This window comes from Nucisporomicrobium flavum, from assembly GCF_016464385.1.
Classification (GTDB): Bacteria; Actinomycetota; Actinomycetes; order Mycobacteriales; family Micromonosporaceae; genus Actinoplanes; species Actinoplanes flavus_A.
Genome location: NZ_JADMLH010000004.1, coordinates 442,734 through 459,539 on the forward strand (window position 1 = coordinate 442,734; position 16,806 = coordinate 459,539).

The following is a 16,806-nucleotide window of genomic DNA, read 5'->3' on the forward strand; positions in this document are numbered from 1 at the left end:
AGGATGCAGCGATGAACACGCTGGACGATCTCGACCTCCAGTCGCAGCGCACCGACATTCCCGACTTCCGCGCCGGTGACACGCTGCGCGTGCACGCCCGGGTCGTCGAAGGTAACCGTTCCCGCGTCCAGGTCTTCCAGGGCGTCGTGATCAGCCGCCAGGGTGGTGGCCTGCGGGAGACCTTCAAGGTTCGCAAGATCAGCTTCGGTGTCGGCGTCGAGCGTACGTACCCGCTCCACAGCCCGCAGATCGACCGCATCGAGGTCGTGACCCGCGGTGACGTGCGTCGCGCGAAGCTCTACTACCTGCGCGAGCTCCGCGGCAAGAAGGCCAAGATCAAGGAGCTCCGCGAGAAGCAGACCGTCAGCTGAACCCCGTACCGGTCCGGGCCGTATTCACTCGGACTGACGTTTGCTGCGCGGGCGAACTACGCTTGCGCCAGTGACGGATGGGATCAGCGCCGGCACGGCGATCGCCGCGCCGGTAGGCCATTCGCACTACCGCCCGACAGCGCCCCGCAAGGCGCCGGCCGGGCGGTAGTGCTGTATCCGGGGCGGGTCGGCCCGGACGGCGGCGGGAGAAACGTAGCGTGGAACCGATGCAGGGGTACCGGGGCGCCTCCTCCGGGCGGCGCCGCGGGCGGGTGATCCGGCGCAAGGAGATGCCGTTGTGGCAGGAGCTCCCGCTGCTGCTCGTGGTGGCGTTCTGCCTGGCCGTGCTCATCCGTACCTTCCTGGTCCAGGCGTTCTTCATCCCGTCCGGCTCGATGGAGAACACGCTCCTCGTCGGCGACCGGGTCCTGGTCAACAAGGTCGTCTACGACATGCGCGACCCGATCCGCGGCGAGATCGTGGTGTTCCGCGGCACCGACAACTGGGCCCCCGAGCAGCCCACGCAGCCCATCAGCAACACCTTCGGCGCCAAGCTCGGCCGCACGATCGGCGACCTCGTCGGCGTCAGCCGCCCGGGTGAACGCGACTTCATCAAGCGGGTCATCGGGCTTCCCGGCGACAAGGTGGCGTGCTGCGACGACAAGGGCCGCATCACCGTCAACGGCGAGCCGATCGACGAGCCGTACGTCGAGGAGAACTCCCCGCTCGACCAGCCGCCGAACCCGCGTCAGTGCAGCAGCCGGCGTTTCGCCGAGGTCACCGTCCCCGCGGGTGAGATGTTCGTCATGGGCGACCACCGGCTCGTCTCCCAGGACGCGCGGTGCCAGGGCCCGGTGCCGATCGACAACGTGATCGGGCGCGCGTTCGTCGTCGTGTGGCCCACCAGCCGCTTCACCAGCCTCACCGTCCCCGACAACTGGAAGGCGTACGCGTCCGCGCATCCCGTGGGGGCCCCTCCGCTCGGCGCCGAACCGGCCCGTGGGCCCGATCCGGTCACCACGACGGCAATGCTGCCGTTCCTCTTAAGTGTCGGCGTATCCGCGCGTTCCGGACTGTGGTTACGGCCGCGGCGACGTAGGCTCCGTTCGTGATTGACGAGCAGACCGGCGAGAAGCGCCGTGGGTCCTTCTGGCGCGAGCTGCCCATCCTGCTGGGCGTGGCGATCCTCGTCGCCTTTCTGGTACGCGCCTTCGTCCTGCAGACCTTCTACATCCCGTCGCCGTCGATGGAGCACACGCTCAACATCTGGGACCGGGTGCTGGTCAACAAGCTCGTGTACGACTTCCGCGACCCCCGCCGCGGCGAGATCATCGTCTTCAAGGCGCCGACCGACTGGCAGAGCGGCACCGAGGGCGAGGACTTCATCAAGCGCATCATCGGCGTCGGCGGCGACCACCTGGTCTGCTGCGACGCCCAGCAGCGGCTGATGATCAACGGCCACTCGCTCGACGAGCCGTACATCCACAAGGACGAGCAGGGCAACCAGGACCCCGCCGCCGACGAGCCGTTCGACATCACCGTGCCGAAGGGCCGGCTGTGGGTGATGGGCGACCACCGCTCCGCCTCCGGCGACTCCCTGGAGCACTGGGAGCAGACGGAGAACATCGAGGAGGCCACGATCAAGGCCGACTCCGTGGTCGGGCGCGCCTTCACCATCTTCTGGCCGGTCAACCGCGCCACCTGGCTGCCGGTACCCGACCAGTTCGACGCCATCCCGGACGCGGCGCCCGCCAAGTAGCCACCCGCGCCCGGACCCCGGCTCAAGATCGACGTCCGGCGCAATAGGCTGGGCGGGTGACGTACATCGAGCGGCGCGCCGCGCGGGTGCTCCTGATCGACGCCGCCGGGCGCACGCTGCTGCTCCACGGCGGCGACCCGGCCCAGCCCGGACGGCACTGGTGGCTCACCCCCGGCGGCGGCCTCGACGACGGCGAGACACCCGCTCAGGGGGCCGCCCGGGAGCTGTTCGAGGAGACCGGCCTGCGCGTGGACCCCGCCGACCTCGGCGAGCCGGTGCACAGCGAGGTGACCGAGTTCAGCTTCAACGCGCGGCTGTACCGGCAGGCACAGGACTTCTTCGCGTACCGGCCGCCCGAATGGACCATCGACGACGCCGGTCTCGACGCCGACGAGCGCCTCAGCATCATCGGGCACCGCTGGTGGACCATCGCCGAGATCGAGACCTCGGACGAGGAGATCTACCCGGCCGGGCTCGCGGGCCTGCTGCGGCGGTGCGCGGCTCAGGGCGTACCGTCGGGAGGCCTCTGATGCTCGCTCCGCCGCGCACCGTCGTCCGCCGCGAAGGCGGCCTCTACGCCCTCGAGCGGGCGCTGCAGCGCCGCGGTTTCCGCAACGTGGCCGGCGCCGACGAGGCCGGCCGCGGCGCCTGCGCCGGGCCGCTCGTGGCCGGCGCGGTCATCCTGCCCGAGGGCCGGCGCGGCGAGATCGACGAGCTCGCCGACTCCAAGCTCCTCACCCCGGCCGCCCGCGAACGCGTCTACGACGAGGTCGTCAAGCGCGCCCTGACCTGGTCCGTCGTGATCGTCCCGCCGGCCGAGGTCGACGCCCGCGGCCTGCACGTCTGCAACCTGGCCGCGATGCGCCGCGCGCTGGCCTCGCTGACCACCACCCCGGATTACGTGCTCACCGACGGCTTCCCGGTCGACGGCCTCGGCGCCCCCGGCCTCGCGGTCTGGAAGGGCGACCGCGTCGCGGCGTGCGTCGCGGCGGCGAGCGTGCTGGCCAAGGTCACCAGGGACCGGCTGATGGTCGAGCTGGACGGGCAGTTCCCGCACTACGGGTTCGCGGTGCACAAGGGCTACATCACCGACGAGCACAGCGCTGCTCTGAGCACCCACGGGCCGTGCGTGGAGCACCGGTTCTCGTATGTGAACGTGGCGACGGCTTCCGGGCGGGTGAACCGTCCGCCGCGGGCTCGGCGGCCCGCTTCCGTTCCGGCTGTGCCGTCGCTCTTCGACGCCCCGCTCGTCGGCGCTGTGCCCCTCGACGCTTCGCTGGGGGGCGCTTCGCTTGGGGGTGCGGGTGGTGCTTCCGCCGAGCCGCTGATGCTGGAGGCCGCGCTGGAGGGTACCGTCGGCGTGGCGTCGGGCGAGCAGCCTCGGCCGCCGGTGCCGGTGGGGGAAGATGAGGCCATGGAGGGCGAGAAGCGATGAGCGCAGAGGATCTCGAGAAGTACGAGACCGAGATGGAGCTGCAGCTCTACCGGGAGTACCGCGACATCGTCCGCCAGTTCTCGTACGTGGTGGAGACGGAACGCCGCTTCTACCTGGCCAACCAGGTGGATCTGCACGTGCGTAACTCGGACGGCGAGGTCTACTTCGAGGTGGAGATGCACGACGCCTGGGTCTGGGACATGTACCGTCCCGCCCGCTTCGTGAAGAACGTCCGCGTGATGACCTTCAAGGACGTCAACGTCGAGGAGCTGGAGAAGCCCGACATCTCCCTGCCGGACGACGCCGGCTTCGGCGGCTAGGGGTTATCCACAGGCCTCCTGCCGCCGGGGTTTTCCACAGGCCTTCCGCGGCTGGGGGTTGTCCACAGGCCCCCCGCCGCCGGGGTTTTCCACAGGCCTCCCGCGGCGTCCGGCCGGATCCGGCACGATGCCGGGCATGGCTTTCCTGCTGTCGATCCTGCTGTCCCTGACCGCCACGTGGCCGGTCGCCGACCCCCAGGTGACCCGCCGTTTCGACCCCCCGCCGCACCCGTGGCAGGCCGGTCACCGCGGCGTCGACCTGGCGGCGCCGCCGGGCACCCCGGTCCGGGCCGCGGCGGCGGGCACGGTCGTCTTCGTCGGCAGGATCGCCGGGCGGGGAGTGGTGAGCGTCGCCCACCCCGGTGGGCTGCGCACCACGTACGAGCCGGTGTCGACCGGGCCACTGCACGTCGGCGATGTGGTCTCCGCGGGGCAGCAACTGGGCACGCTCGCGCCGGGCCATCCGGGATGCCCGTCGCACGCCTGCCTGCACTGGGGTCTGCGGCGCGGTGACGACTACCTCGACCCGCTGACCCTGCTCGGCGCCGGGCGGGTCCGCCTGCTCCCGCTGTGATCCGCCTACTCGTCGGCGAGCAGCTCGGGCAGGCGTTCCGCGAGGCGGTCGTATTCCTCCGCGCGGTTGTAGACCTGGGCGCTCAGCCGCAGCCACCCGCGGCCGCCCCACGCGTTCACCGCCACCTCGGTTGCCAGCTTCTCCGCGATGCGCTGGCGCAGCAGATGCGCCTCCGGCTGCGTCGTCGCGGTGCCGGCCGGCAGCGGCAGGATCCGCATCGAGGCCTCCGCCGCGCCCGGGTCCGGCAGGTCGGAGGGCGCGAGGCCGAGCGCCTCGCCGACAACCCGCTGACCGTACGCCGCCAGCGCCGCATTGTGCCGTCGCACGGCCTCCACGCCCAGCGTGCGCATCGTGAAGAGTCCCGTGGGGGCGGCGAGCCACGGGCTGTAGTCCACCGTGCCCTGATATTCCACCGACAGCGGGAAGCCGGCGTCCTGCTCCCACGACACCACCAGCGGCTCCACGCGCCGGCGCCAGGCCGGCGCCACGACCAGCAGCGCAGTGCCGCGCGGCGCGTACGCCCACTTGTGCAGGTTGCCCACCCAGAAGTCGGCGCCGATCCGGTCCACCTCGACCGGCAGCATGCCCGGCACGTGCGCGGCGTCGACGAACACCGGGATCTCGTGCACGCGGGCGGCCGCCGCGATCTCCGCCACCGGCAGCACCTTCGCGGTCGGCGACGTCACCTGGTCGACCATCAGCAGCTTCGTCTTCCCAGGCCGCAACGCCCCCCGGATCCGGGCCACGATCTCGGCGTCGCCGGCGTCCACGGGCAACGCCACGGTCCGCGCGGTGGCGCCGTCCCGCCGGCACTGCCGCCGGGTGGCCAGGGCGTTCGAGCCGTACCCGTGATCGGTGAGCAGCACCTCGTCGCCCGGCTGCAGCCTCAGCGACTGCAGCACCAGCGAGACGCCCGCGGTGGTGTTCGGCACGAGCGCGCTGCCCTCCGGATCCGCGCCCATGAACTGCGCCAGATGACGTCGGGTGTGGACGATCCGCTCGATGATCCCCGGCGCGGCGAAGAACGACATCGGGTTGCGTTCGACCTCGTCGCGCAGCCGCTGCTGGGCCCGCTGCACGCCGATCGGCACGGCCCCGAACGAGCCGTGGTTGAGATAGGCGGTGCCCGGATCGATGGAGAAGAGGAGCCGCGCTCCCGGAATGGGCGGGGGCGGATCTCCGGCGCTCACGCTGCGATCGTACGCGACGAAGCGGCTGACCTCGCGAATCTTTCTCTTTTCACCGGCGCGCGGTCACGCCCGCGGGTGGGCCTGCTCGAACGCCGCCCGCAGCCGTTCCGTCGACACGTGCGTGTAGATCTGCGTGCTCGACAGCGAGGAATGCCCCAGCAGATCCTGGACGGCCCGCAGATCTGCGCCGCCGTCCAGCAGGTGCGTGGCCGCCGAGTGGCGCAGGTCGTGCGGGCTGGTGTGCGGCAGCCCCGCGGCCAAGGCGGCGGCGCGCACGATCCGGCGTACGACGGTCTGCTGCAGGCGGCCACCGCGCGCGCCGAGGAACAGGGCGCCGCCGCTGGTCCCGTGCGCCAGCTTCGGGCGGCCGTGCGCGAGCCAATCGTCCAGGGCGCGCTGGGCCGGCACGCCGTACGGGACCGCCCGCTCCTTGGCGCCCTTGCCGAACACGCGGATCACCCGGCGCGCCTCGTCGACGTCGGCGATGTCCAGGCCACAGAGCTCGCTCACCCGTACGCCCGTCGCGTAGAGCAGCTCGAGGACCGCTCTGTCCCGTACGCCATGCGGGTCGGCAGCGGAGACGACCAGCTCGGCCGCCTGCTCGGCGCGCAACACCGACGGCAGATCGCGATGCCCCTTCGGGCTGGCCAGCAGCGCCCCCACATCGGCGGCCGCCAACCCCCGCCGATGCGCCCAGCCGGTGAAGACCCGAGCGGCCGCGGCCCGCCGAGCCTGCGACGTCCGCGCGGCACCGCCGGCCATCCGCTCGGCCAGCCACCCCCGCAGCACGGCGATGTCAAGCTCACCGGGCGTGCCACACCCGGCCCGAACGGCATGATCGAGCAGCGACACCACATCCCCGACGTACGCCCGGACGGTGTGGGCGGACCGGTTCTCGACGCGCGCCAGGTGCAGCCCGAACTCGTCCACGGCCTCCCGCATGACGGGCGGCAGCGCCTCGTGGGTCGCCCGGGTGCTCACCGCGCCCCCACCGATCGCTGGCGGATTCCCGGCGCCTTCACCGATCGCCCAGGGGCCTCCGGCGTCGCAACCGATTCCCTGCGGCCCTCGGGAGCTCTTACCGATTGCCGGCGGGCCTCCGGCGGTCTCGCCGATTGCCGGCGGGCCTCCGGCGGTCTCGCCGATCGCGCGCGAGCCTCCGGCGCTCTTGGCGATTGCCGGCAGGGCTCCGGCGCCCTGCCGGTGGGGTGGGTGCTCGCTGTGGCCTCGTGTGCGGGGCGTGATTGCCTGCGGCTTTGCGCGCCGCGAAGCCTCGCGCGCCGCGCGGGGTCGCGCGGCGTCGCCAATGCTGCGCGGGTGGTCATCGGCGTTGCTCCACGTGCCTATGATTCCCCATCAGGCCCGTTCTTTCGCTCCGGCGTCGCCGGGTCCGGGCAGTTCAGCGCCCGGACGAACGGGTCACCGGGGGGAGCGACATGGCAACGACCGCGGGCCGGGCGACGGCGTGCCCACCGACGTCGGACCCTACGGCGGCGCATCCCCCTTCGTCGGGCCCTACGGCGGCGCGCCCCCCTTCGTTGGACCCGCTGACGGCGCGCTCACCTTCGTCGGACCGGCTGACCCCGCGTCCGCTGATGGGGCGTCCGCCGGCGGCGCGCCTACGGGCGGCGGGTGTCACGCCCGGCGTCCGGCGGCTCGCCCTCACTGCCTCGGTCGTGCTGGTTGCCGCGCTGGTCGCCTGCTCAGGCCCTTCCGACACCCGCAACGACGACGCTGCGACGCCGACCGTCGCCTCCAACGACGGCCTGGGCGATGCCCCGGCAGCGAACGACTCCCCGGGCCCCACCGACACCTCACCGCGACCCGGCCCTTCCACGGCGACCGCGGCTCCCAGCGTGGTCACCGAGGCCGCATTCGCCTCGCCGTCGGGCAACATCGGCTGCTACCTGACCGCGGACGGCGCCCGGTGCGACATCGCCAAGAAGTCCTGGTCCCCGCCGCCGGCGCCGGATTCGTGCACCCTGGACTGGGGTTTCGGTGTCGCGGTCGGCAAGGACGGCGAGGCCACCTTCACCTGCGCCGGCGACACGGTCCTGGGAGCCCGGGACAAGCTCGAGTACGGCGAATCGCTGAAGGCCGGCCCGATCCGGTGCGACAGCGCGAGCGCCGGCATGCGGTGCGAGAACACTGCCACGGGACACGGGTTCAGGCTCGCGAAGGAACAGTACGACCTGTTCTGACGTCCCCTTCTTGTCGTACCCCTCTTCTAGGGTCGACCCATGGCCAGCTGGCACGAGATCGAGAACGACCAACCGGAGTTCGCCGCCAAGGTGAAGGCTCTTTTCGAGGCGGGCACCAACAAGACCATCGCCACCATCCGCCGCGACGGCTCACCCCGCATCAGCGGCACCGAACTCGCTTTCACGGACGGCGAGATGACGTTCGGCTCGATGGGCGGCTCGATGAAGCTCCTCGACATCCGCCGCGATCCCCGCATCGCGATCCACAGCCCCACCCTCGAACCACCGCCCGACCATCCGGAACAGTGGCTGGGCGAGGCAAAGCTCACGGGCACGGCCATCGAGATCCCGGCGCGCGAGGAGCATCCGGGAGCGGGCTTCTTCCGCGTCGACATCAGGGAGGTGTCGATGCTGTACGTGGGGGAGCCGGCCGACCACCTGGTGATCGAGTCCTGGGACGCGACGCACGGCTACCGCCGCAGACCTCGGTATTAAGCGCCGGTCCGCTCTAGCTTGCTCGGGCTTGTCGGCAAAGCCGCTCGTACGGCCGGCTGCTTGAGCTCGTCGGGCTTTTCGGCGCCGCCGCTATCCGGCCGGTCGCTTGAGCTTGCGGGCTTTTCGGTGCAGCGGCTCATCCGGCCGGTTGGCTTGAGTTCGCCGGGCTTTCGGCGCAGCCACTCGTTCGGCCGGCTGCTTGCGCTCGTCGGGCTCGCCGGCGCGGCTGCTTTCCGGCCGGTCGAGTGGCGATGGGCCGCTCAGGGCCTGGTGAGCTGTACCCGGTCCGCCGGGTAGACCGTGGTCGTGCCGTCGGCGGTCGTGACCACCAGCACCGGTACGCCCTCGCCCAAGCGGTGGGTGCGGCGTTCCGCGTCCGTCGGCATGCGGGCGCTCACCTTCTCGCCCCGGCCGAGGGTCACCATCTCCGTCGGCTCAGGCACGCGGACGAACGTGCCGCGTGGCCGGTCCACTGTGACCAGACCTTCGGTGCGAAGCTGACCGATGGCCTGCCGGACAGTGGTGCGGCTGATGCCGTACTCCTGCGCCAGACGCAACTCGCTCGGCAGCGGCTCGCCCGGACCGAGGTCGCCGGACTCGATCTGGTTGCGCAACAGATCGGCGAGCTGGCGGAACACCGCGCGGTCGGCCGAGGGATCGATCATGGCTGACACCGTACGTGGTCACGATGTTCCATAGCATTGTACGTACGACATGATGTCGGTACGATGTCCCGGCCACGCTGAGAAGGCCGAGCTTGATCGCGTGGTGCAAGGCGGCGGCGGTCGGCGGTTCCCAAGGTCCCGGCCGCCGTCTGCCCATCACCGAATCGTCGAGCGGGAGCGTCCGTGCCGCACAGGGGTTGGGAAGGCGAACAGCCGCCCGCGGACCCACCCACCGGTGCGAACCCCCTGCTCTGGCGCTTGTCCTGCGGTCTGCACCGCGACCATCGCCCCGGACGTGACGGCCAGTGCGAAGCCTGCGGCAGCTCCTGGCCCTGCATCGCCCGCCGGCTCGCTGAACAGGGGCTCGCGGCAGCATCCCGTACGGCCTGAGTACCGAGCCGCGGCTGGCTGATCGAGCATCGCTAGGTCTCGCCCCTCCGCGCTGGTCGGCGCTCCAGTTCCTACGGACACGTGACGTCGGCTCTCTCGCTGACAGTGCTGGTCACTCGCCCAGACCGCGGATCAATTGCTGAACGTGCCGGTCGCTTGCTGACCGTGCGACCCGCTTGCTGACGGCACCCGATTCGCTGGCTGCGCTCGATTCGCTAGCGGCGCCAGACTTGCTGGTAGCGCCAGACTTGCTGGTAGCGCCAGACTTGCTGGTGGCGCCAGACTTGCTGGTGGCGCCAGACTTGCTGGCGGTGACTCACTTATCGGCGGCGCTTGACCTGCGGGCGGTGCCCGACTTGCGGGCGGTGCCTGACTTGCGGGCGGTGCCTGACTTGCGGGCGGTGCCTGACCTGCGGGCGGTGCCTGACCTGCGGGCGGTGCCTGACTTGCGGGCGGTGCCGACTTGCGGGCGGCGCCGGACTTGTTGAGGGTCCTGCGTCTGATGCGAACTCCGGGCTTCGTCAAGGTGCCGGGTTCGTCGCCTTGATCCATCCGATGAACCGGTCCCACAGGTCCGGCGGCGGCATCTTGCCGTGCGCCCCGTAGTCCTCGATCGCCTGGGACAGGTACGCGGACATGTAGATGGTCAAGCTCGACGGAAACCGCTTGAACTCGACCAGCAATTCCTCCTTGGCCTGCGCGCACGGCCACGGCTGAGTACAGGCCACGCAGTCCCAGTCCGGCCCCACGCCGACATGCGTGATGGCAGGCCACGACACGTCCCCGCACGACCTCACCACAGGCGGCCCCACCGCGCCGCGATCTCGGACCCGCTGTGGACCTGCCACCGCGAGGCTCGATGCCCCGCCGCTGAAGACGGTGCGCCCCAAGGGGTGGCGGACGTGGGGTCGCGCACGCCGGAGCGCCGGCCGGACACCACTCCGCATGCATCGCCTGACGTCGGCGCACCAGATGCTCTGCTGCGCCGGCGATGGGGGAAGCAAGGTGGCGCGCTGAGCGGGGCGGAGTGTTGTGGCGCCGCGCTGGGCTGAGGAAGGCGGGTTGGTCCCGCGCTGAGTCGAGCGAAGCGGGGTGGTGTGAAGCGGGGTGGCGCCGCGTTGTGCTGAGCCGAGCCGGGTCGCGCCGTGGTGCGACGGCTCACGGAGTTGAGTGATGCCCTGCTGCGCCAAGCCGGACCGGGGGTTGATGATGCGTCAGGCCAAGCCGGCGTGTTGGTCGATCCGCGGCTACGTCGGGTGCGAGGGCCCGCTGGCGAGGGCGCTGGTCGGGCGGCGTTGCGACGCGGTGCGATCTGGAAGAACTGAGGGGCGTTCGAGCGAAGGACCGCAGCCATCATGCCGGTCCCCGATCTGCGCGGAATGCCTGCGCCGGCGTCAGGTCGCCGGCTCTCCCGATCTGCGCGAGCGGCATCGTCGGAGCGTTCCACTGAGGTGGCACCTTCAGCCCGCCTTGCAGGGCGCTCGCCGAGTCCGTGGCGAACGTGGTCGGAACGCGGCTTCGGCGAACCTCAGACAGGTCAGCAGCGCAAGCGCGCGGGATGCGGGCCGGGGGGTGGCCCGGTCGGTCGGCGGCGGCGCGCGGTATGCGGACTGGGGGATGGGCCGGTAGGTCCGTGGCGCAACCGCGTGGGATGCGGGCCGGGGGATGGCCCGGCCAGTTGGCGGCGGTGCGCGACGTGTGGTCCGGAGGATGGTTCGGCGGGTTCGGGGCGCAGGCGTGAGCGGGTCTGGGCGGCATGGTGTCGACCGATCCAGAGTCTTCGCCCCGCACAGCAGTCAGCGGACGCGCAGGTGCGTCCGCTGACGTCCGATCGTCGAAGGAGTGGAGGGTGCCGGCGGTATCCGCATGTGGAGCGCTGTGCGTGTGGATGCGGTGCAGGAGCGGCGTTGTGCCGTGGCGTGGTCGGTGCGGTGGTGGAGCGGCAGGCGAGGCGCGTTGCGGGGTTGGGCGTTGTCGCGTCGGGGTGGTGAAGTTTCGTGGATGACGTCGCCACTCTCCGGGGAGATCGTCGTACGGTGCCTCGTTCGCGGGGGAGAAGGTCGGCGGCGAGAGGTGGGGAAACGGCGTAGGTGGCCAGGACGCTGCCGTGGGACTTCCCGTTCGGTCGGGGCGGTCCCATGATGCGGCTGTCGTGCGTTCCTGCGGGTTCTCAGGTGAAGGGGCGGGGATGCCGGGCGGTGCCGTGCGTGAGCCGCCCGGCGGTTGGCGCCGGCGTGGAATCGGTAGCGTGGCCTCGAAGCCGCCGAGGTGGTATCCGGTAGGGTGCCGCCTCGAGCCGTGATTGACGTCGGCATCCGCGGTGAGCTTGGGCGCGCCGCCGCTCGCGGGGTCTGCTGCGGGCGAGGGCATCTCCGGGCGCGGAGGCGTCAGCGCGAAGGCCGACCCGGCCGTTGCTGGGGCCGGTATGGGAGACGGCAGCCGGTTGGCCGCCGGGCACGGGATCGAATGTCCGCAGGCGCAGCGGCGCCACAGACTGCGCCATTGGCGTTTGTGGACAGGCGGATGAAGGGCCTGCTGAGGGCCCCTCTGACGTGGGATAGTCATGCGACAACCCTAGTTGACGGGTAACTAGCTGTCTTTCGCCAAGTTGACCTATGACTAATAGTCATGCGTCTACGGTCGATCATGTGGCTAAGTCGATCCGACTCATGGGTGCGCATGAGATCCGCCTCCGTCTGGGCGGAGTGAGCCGCCAGCGCGCGTACCAGATCACCAGCAGAGCCGACTTCCCCGCGCCGGTGGCGGATCTCAAGCAGGGCAAGGTCTGGCTGGCGGAGGACGTCGAGGCGTGGATGAAGGTCCACCGCCGCGACCTCGACGACGCGGAGGCATGACCCCACCGGACCTCGGAGGGGTCATCGCGCGGACGGGCCGACGTGCCGCCGCGCAGCAGCAGCCTGCGCCGTCGCGCAGCAACACCGCCCACCGGCCACCGCGGTGAACCACGCCCGCGGCGAGGGTCGTAAACCGCTCTCGAGGCAAGGGCCGTGAACCGCCCGAGGGGTGAGAGCGACTGCGGCAGGCATACGGGCGATCTCATCTGCCGGTCCCGCCTCGGGCCAGCGCGATCCCGTTGTCCCGGCGTACCACCAGGCCTTTCATCTCCAGGAGCGACAGCCTCCGCAGGACAGTGCGTACGCCCAGCCCGGCCTTCGCCGCCAGCTGTTCCGGCCCGACAGCGCCGCGCAGGGGCACCGCCTCCAGCACCAGCGCCGACTCCTCGTCCAGGTCGTCGCGTACGTGGTCGCGTCCGCGGGCCGGCTCGGACAGATATTCGCCGATCCTTCCGACCTCATCGAGTACGTGGGCCACGCCCGTGACCACCCGCGCCTGCGGATAGCGGCGCAGTAGCTCGTGGCATCCCACCGACATCGCCGAGGTGACCGGTCCCGGGACGACCATGGCGTGACGGTTGAGGGACACCACGCGGCTCATCGTCTGCACCGCGCCGCTGCGTGCGGCCGCTTCGACGACCACCGTTCCGGCCGTGGCAGCCGCGATGACCCGGTTGCGGATGAGGAAGCGGTGGCGCAGCGGCTCGGCGCCCGGCAACCATTCGCTCATCAGCAGGCCGCTGTCCGCTATCTGTTCGAACATGGCGGCGTTGCCCATCGGGTACGGCCGGTCGACGCCGCACGCCAGCACGGCGACCGTGCACCCGCCCGCCGAGAGCGCCGCCCGATGAGCTGCCGCGTCGATACCGAACGCGCCGCCGGACACGACGGTCCACTCCTGCTCGGCGATCCCGTACGCGAGGTCGCTCGTGACGTGCATGCCGTACGGGGTCGCGGCCCGGGCGCCGACGATCGCCACCGAACGCTCGAACGCGTCGCTGAGCGGCCGGGTCCCGCGTACCCATAAACAGAGCGGGGGGCGTACGTCGCGATTGATTCTTCCCGCGATGTCGAGCTCCAGAGTGGCCAGTGATTCGACGCCCGTCGGCCACTCGGCGTCGGACGGTACGACCACCCGGGCGCCGAGCCGGCGGGCCCGCCCCATGGCCACCTCCGCGATCCGCCGGGGATCGCCCAGGCCCGAACGCGTCAGGACCGCCGTACGCAAAGCGGCTTCTGGAATGTCGCCCTCGAGCAAGCGTGAGAGCGTGGCCTCCGCGCCATGTGCCTGCACCAGCTGCCAGACGATGCGGTTGCCGGGCTCGGCGAGCCAGGTCAGCGCCACGCGCGCCATCCGGTCGGCGTCGTGGTCGGCGGGTCTGTGGTCAACGTCCGGCTTGCCGGTCACTTGCTTCTCCCATTCTGAGTTGAGCGGCCTCGTCCACATCGGAACCGGTCGGGCGGTCGCGCCCGTCGAGGTCCGCGATCGACCAGGCAAGCCGCAAGATCCGATCGAAGCCCCGCGCCGACAGCGAGCCGCGTTCCAGCCCGGCACGCAGGGCCTTGGTGTCTTTCGGGGGCAGCCGCCATGGCGCTCGGCGGAGTTGAGGCCCGGGCACCTCCGCATTGAGCCGCCATCCGTGGGCGGACCAGCGTGCTGCTGCAGCGTCGCGGGCCCTGCTGACGCGAGCGGCGACCTCGGCGGAGGACTCGGCCGGAGTCTCGGTCGTCATCAGCTGCGCGACGCCGAGCGGCTGCAACCGGATCTGGATGTCGATCCGGTCCATGAGCGGGCCCGAGAGCTTGCCGAGGTACCTGCGCCGGGCGATGGCCGAGCACTGGCAGTACTGATCTCCCGCAGGGTTGGCGCACGGGCACGGATTCGCGGCGATGACCATCTGGACCTGGGCTGGATACTCCGTGCTCCCACGGGACCGGGCGAGAACCACCCGCCCGCTCTCCAGCGGCTGCCGCAACGCCTGGAGGGTGAGGTAGGCGAACTCCGGCGCCTCGTCCAGGAACAGCACTCCGCGGTGCGCGAGCGAGATCGCACCCGGCCGGGCCAAACCGGACCCGCCACCTACGAGGGCGGCGAGGCTCGCGCTGTGATGCGGCGCCTGGAACGGTGGCCGCCGGACCAGCTCCGCGTCGGCTGCGAGCACCCCGGCGATCGACTGCAGCGCCGTGACCTCCAGGGCGGATGTGTCGTCCAGCGGCGGGAGGATCGAGGGCAGCCGCTCGGCCAGCATGGTCTTACCCGCGCCCGGCGGTCCGATCATGGCGAGGTGGTGGCCACCCGCAGCCGCGACCTCGAGCCCGTGCCGGCCGAGTTCCTGACCGGCGACGTCCGCGAGATCCGGACCGCTCGAGGGTGGTGCAGCCCGCGCCGCGGGCGGGTCCATCAGCGGGCCCTGGCCCTTGATGAAGGCAACGAGGCGATGGAGTGAATCGACCGCACCGACTGTCACGCCCGGCACGACGGCGGCCTCCCGGGCATTGCCGACCGGCACGATGACCCGCTCGATCCCGGCGTCCGCGGCTGCGGCCACCATGGGCAGGACGCCGCGGACGGGTCGGACGGTGCCGTCGAGACCGAGCTCACCGAGGACCGCGACGCCCTCCATCGGCGCCAGGGGTAGCTCGCCCGCCCCGGCGAGTAAGGCACAGGCGATCGCCAGGTCGAAGGCGCTCCCGTGCTTGGGCAGCATGGCCGGGAGCAAGTTGACCGTGATGCGTCTGTTGGGCCACACCTGCCCCGAGTTCACCATCGCGGCGCGCACCCGATCGCGGGCCTCGTGCAACGCGGTGTCGGGCAGGCCGGTCAGGACCACGGCGGGAAGGCCGGAGGAGAGATCCGCCTCGACTTCCACCACGTGGCCTGTCACTCCGACGAGGCCGACGCAGAGGACTCTGGCGTAGCTCATGTCAGAACGCCGCGCGCAGATGCTCGACCCGGGCCGGTCCCTTCGGTTGCGCCACGACCGCCACCACGTCGAAGCGGACCTCCCGGGGGCGTACGTGCCTCTCGGTCAGCCAGCGGGCCGCGAGCCGGCGCAGGCGTTTGATCTTCGTGGGGCTGATCGCTTCGGCGGGGGTGCCGTACGTGTCGCCGCGGCGGGTTTTCACCTCGCAGAAGACGATGGCCGGGCCGTCGCGGAGGATGAGGTCGATCTCGCCGTCGCCGCAGCGCCAGTTGCGCTCCAGCACCACCAGGCCCTGGTCCTGCAGGTGGCGTTCCGCGAGGCGTTCCCCGTACGCGCCGACCGCCCGTCTCTCGTTCGTCATGGCCGACACCTTGGCGCAGGTGGCGGCCCGGCCGGGGGCTGCCTGTGGACAGAGCGCTACTGTGGATAACCCCTGCGTCACCGTTGTCACGTGATAGGGGCTCACCGGTGGCATGACGCCTCCGCGTCACCTACGGTGCGGAATCGTGGACGCACATCGCCGGTACGCCGAAGAGCCGGAGCCCAGCTGGTACACCGGGCAGCGGACGTCGGACGGGCAGGGGTCGTACGCGGCTCCCGCGCCCGGTTCGAGCCCCTATGAGTCCGGTGTGCACGAGCGCCCCAGTGGCGCCTTCCGGTTGCCCGAGCAGCGGCCCGCCGACCCGTACGCGAGCCCGGCGTCGTACGCCCCCGCGGACCCGGTGACGACGTCGGGCAGCTACGCGACGTCGTCGGTCGACTCGGGTTCGATGCGGATTCCCGTACGCGGCCCGGAGTACCCGACGATCCGGCCGACCAGCAACCCCCTCTCGGCGGCCGACCCCGCATCCGCCTCACCTGCGGTCTCCACCGTCACGACCACCACGACGTACGGAGCGGGCGCGCTGCCCAATGCGGCGGCCTCGCCGTCCGTTCCGGGCAGTTCGGCGTACGACGAGCCGACCAGCATGGTCCCGTTGGCGGCCGGGTCCCGCCCGGAGAGCGTCTACAACTCGCGCCGCCCGGTCACCGCAGTGATCTTCGCGGCGGTCACCGGCGTCCTGCTCGTTCCCGCGCTGCTTCTGCTCGTGCACGTGACCTTCGTGAGCGATCCGGTGGCGCGCGGCGTCGTGCCGGCCGTACTCCTGACTCTGGGGCTTCCGTTGACCGGCGCCGGGCTGTACTTCCTCGCCGGGGCGGGACGCGTCGCCGGCCGTGAGGCGTGGCTGCGTCCGCCGCTGGCGTACCTTCCGATCGGTCTGGTCCTGCTCCTGGCCGCAGGCCTGGCCGTGGCCTGACGGCCGCGCGGCCGACGCGAGCCGGCGCGGACCGCCGAAGCGCCTCCGGCAAAGCACCCAAACCGGACGTGGATCGCCGTCCGGGGCGGAAACCGGGCCGGCACCCCGCCCGGAGGCGCGCCCCGAAGCGCACGGCGTATGCTTGTCGACGGCGACCGTCTCGTGCGGTCGACCTCGCGCGCCCTCTGCCACGTGCCGTGTTCGATGAGTGCCTTCGATCATGAGCCGTCAGCGACGGCCCTCCCTGGTCCCGATCCGTCGGGTCCGCCCTGGGCCGGCGACCGGGCGCCAGGACGCCCACCGCCGGTGAGCGTGACAACCAGGGAAAA

18 protein-coding genes are annotated in these 16,806 nt (G+C 71.5%); 11 read left to right on the top strand and 7 right to left on the bottom strand.

Annotated elements, in window-relative coordinates:
* The first annotated feature begins 11 nt into the window (after positions 1–11).
* From rplS to IT780_RS13720, 7 genes are all read left to right on the top strand, one after another.
* Complete coding sequence (gene rplS / locus IT780_RS13690) at positions 12–371, top strand: 50S ribosomal protein L19 (RefSeq protein WP_199511856.1); 360 nt, start codon at positions 12–14, stop codon at positions 369–371.
* Between the two features lie 227 nt (positions 372–598).
* A complete protein-coding gene (gene lepB, locus IT780_RS13695; RefSeq protein WP_199511857.1) occupies positions 599–1,483 on the top strand; it encodes a signal peptidase I in 885 nt (294 codons plus the stop codon).
* Positions 1,480–2,130: a signal peptidase I gene (gene lepB / locus IT780_RS13700; RefSeq protein ID WP_199511858.1), complete on the top strand. Its 651-nt coding sequence runs from the start codon at positions 1,480–1,482 to the stop codon at positions 2,128–2,130. Before lepB (IT780_RS13695) ends, lepB (IT780_RS13700) begins: the two co-directional genes overlap by 4 nt.
* A gap of 56 nt (positions 2,131–2,186) precedes the next feature.
* On the top strand, positions 2,187–2,660 hold the full coding sequence (locus IT780_RS13705; protein ID WP_199511859.1) for an NUDIX hydrolase: 474 nt from the start codon (positions 2,187–2,189) through the stop codon (positions 2,658–2,660).
* On the top strand, positions 2,660–3,565 hold the full coding sequence (locus IT780_RS13710) for a ribonuclease HII (RefSeq protein WP_199511860.1): 906 nt from the start codon (positions 2,660–2,662) through the stop codon (positions 3,563–3,565). Before IT780_RS13705 ends, IT780_RS13710 begins: the two co-directional genes overlap by 1 nt.
* Positions 3,562–3,885, top strand: coding sequence for a DUF2469 domain-containing protein (locus IT780_RS13715; RefSeq protein ID WP_014447123.1), 324 nt, complete (start codon positions 3,562–3,564; stop codon positions 3,883–3,885). Before IT780_RS13710 ends, IT780_RS13715 begins: the two co-directional genes overlap by 4 nt.
* A gap of 58 nt (positions 3,886–3,943) precedes the next feature.
* Positions 3,944–4,459 carry a M23 family metallopeptidase gene (locus tag IT780_RS13720; protein ID WP_372443688.1) on the top strand — a complete coding sequence of 172 codons (516 nt, stop codon included), beginning with the start codon at positions 3,944–3,946 and terminating at the stop codon, positions 4,457–4,459.
* A 5-nt stretch (positions 4,460–4,464) separates the two neighbouring features.
* On the opposite strand, the gene IT780_RS13725 is transcribed toward IT780_RS13720, so the two are convergent.
* The gene (locus tag IT780_RS13725) at positions 4,465–5,649 is read right to left on the bottom strand and encodes an aminotransferase class V-fold PLP-dependent enzyme (protein WP_199511862.1); all 1,185 of its coding nucleotides are present in this window, start codon (positions 5,647–5,649) and stop codon (positions 4,465–4,467) included.
* Between the two features lie 63 nt (positions 5,650–5,712).
* A complete protein-coding gene (locus IT780_RS13730; protein ID WP_199511968.1) occupies positions 5,713–6,591 on the bottom strand; it encodes a tyrosine recombinase XerC in 879 nt (292 codons plus the stop codon).
* A 653-nt stretch (positions 6,592–7,244) separates the two neighbouring features.
* Between IT780_RS13730 and IT780_RS13735 the strand changes: the two genes are divergently transcribed.
* Together IT780_RS13735 and IT780_RS13740 are read left to right on the top strand one after the other, a co-directional pair.
* On the top strand, positions 7,245–7,850 hold the full coding sequence (locus IT780_RS13735; RefSeq protein ID WP_199511863.1) for a DUF6636 domain-containing protein: 606 nt from the start codon (positions 7,245–7,247) through the stop codon (positions 7,848–7,850).
* A 39-nt stretch (positions 7,851–7,889) separates the two neighbouring features.
* Positions 7,890–8,345 carry a pyridoxamine 5'-phosphate oxidase family protein gene (locus IT780_RS13740; RefSeq protein ID WP_199511864.1) on the top strand — a complete coding sequence of 152 codons (456 nt, stop codon included), beginning with the start codon at positions 7,890–7,892 and terminating at the stop codon, positions 8,343–8,345.
* Between the two features lie 260 nt (positions 8,346–8,605).
* Here IT780_RS13740 and IT780_RS13745 read toward each other — a convergent pair whose 3' ends face one another.
* Positions 8,606–9,010, bottom strand: coding sequence for a GntR family transcriptional regulator (locus IT780_RS13745; protein WP_199511865.1), 405 nt, complete (start codon positions 9,008–9,010; stop codon positions 8,606–8,608).
* Positions 9,011–9,921: 911 nt separating this feature from the next.
* Positions 9,922–10,179 carry a hypothetical protein gene (locus tag IT780_RS13750; protein WP_199511866.1) on the bottom strand — a complete coding sequence of 86 codons (258 nt, stop codon included), beginning with the start codon at positions 10,177–10,179 and terminating at the stop codon, positions 9,922–9,924.
* 1,890 nt (positions 10,180–12,069) lie between these two features.
* Here IT780_RS13750 and IT780_RS13755 point away from each other — a divergent pair.
* Complete coding sequence (locus tag IT780_RS13755) at positions 12,070–12,255, top strand: DNA-binding protein (protein ID WP_199511969.1); 186 nt, start codon at positions 12,070–12,072, stop codon at positions 12,253–12,255.
* Between the two features lie 202 nt (positions 12,256–12,457).
* Here the strand turns inward: IT780_RS13755 and dprA are convergent, their stop codons facing one another.
* From dprA to IT780_RS13770, 3 genes are read right to left on the bottom strand one after another with little or no spacing between them, the layout of a single operon-like run.
* Complete coding sequence (dprA, locus tag IT780_RS13760) at positions 12,458–13,609, bottom strand: DNA-processing protein DprA (RefSeq protein WP_233412836.1); 1,152 nt, start codon at positions 13,607–13,609, stop codon at positions 12,458–12,460.
* A 31-nt stretch (positions 13,610–13,640) separates the two neighbouring features.
* A complete protein-coding gene (locus tag IT780_RS13765) occupies positions 13,641–15,179 on the bottom strand; it encodes a YifB family Mg chelatase-like AAA ATPase (RefSeq protein WP_199511868.1) in 1,539 nt (512 codons plus the stop codon).
* 1 nt (position 15,180) lies between these two features.
* The gene (locus IT780_RS13770; RefSeq protein ID WP_199511869.1) at positions 15,181–15,540 is read right to left on the bottom strand and encodes a YraN family protein; all 360 of its coding nucleotides are present in this window, start codon (positions 15,538–15,540) and stop codon (positions 15,181–15,183) included.
* A gap of 145 nt (positions 15,541–15,685) precedes the next feature.
* Between IT780_RS13770 and IT780_RS13775 the strand changes: the two genes are divergently transcribed.
* The gene (locus tag IT780_RS13775) at positions 15,686–16,477 is read left to right on the top strand and encodes a hypothetical protein (RefSeq protein WP_199511870.1); all 792 of its coding nucleotides are present in this window, start codon (positions 15,686–15,688) and stop codon (positions 16,475–16,477) included.
* Positions 16,478–16,806: the final 329 nt, after the last annotated feature.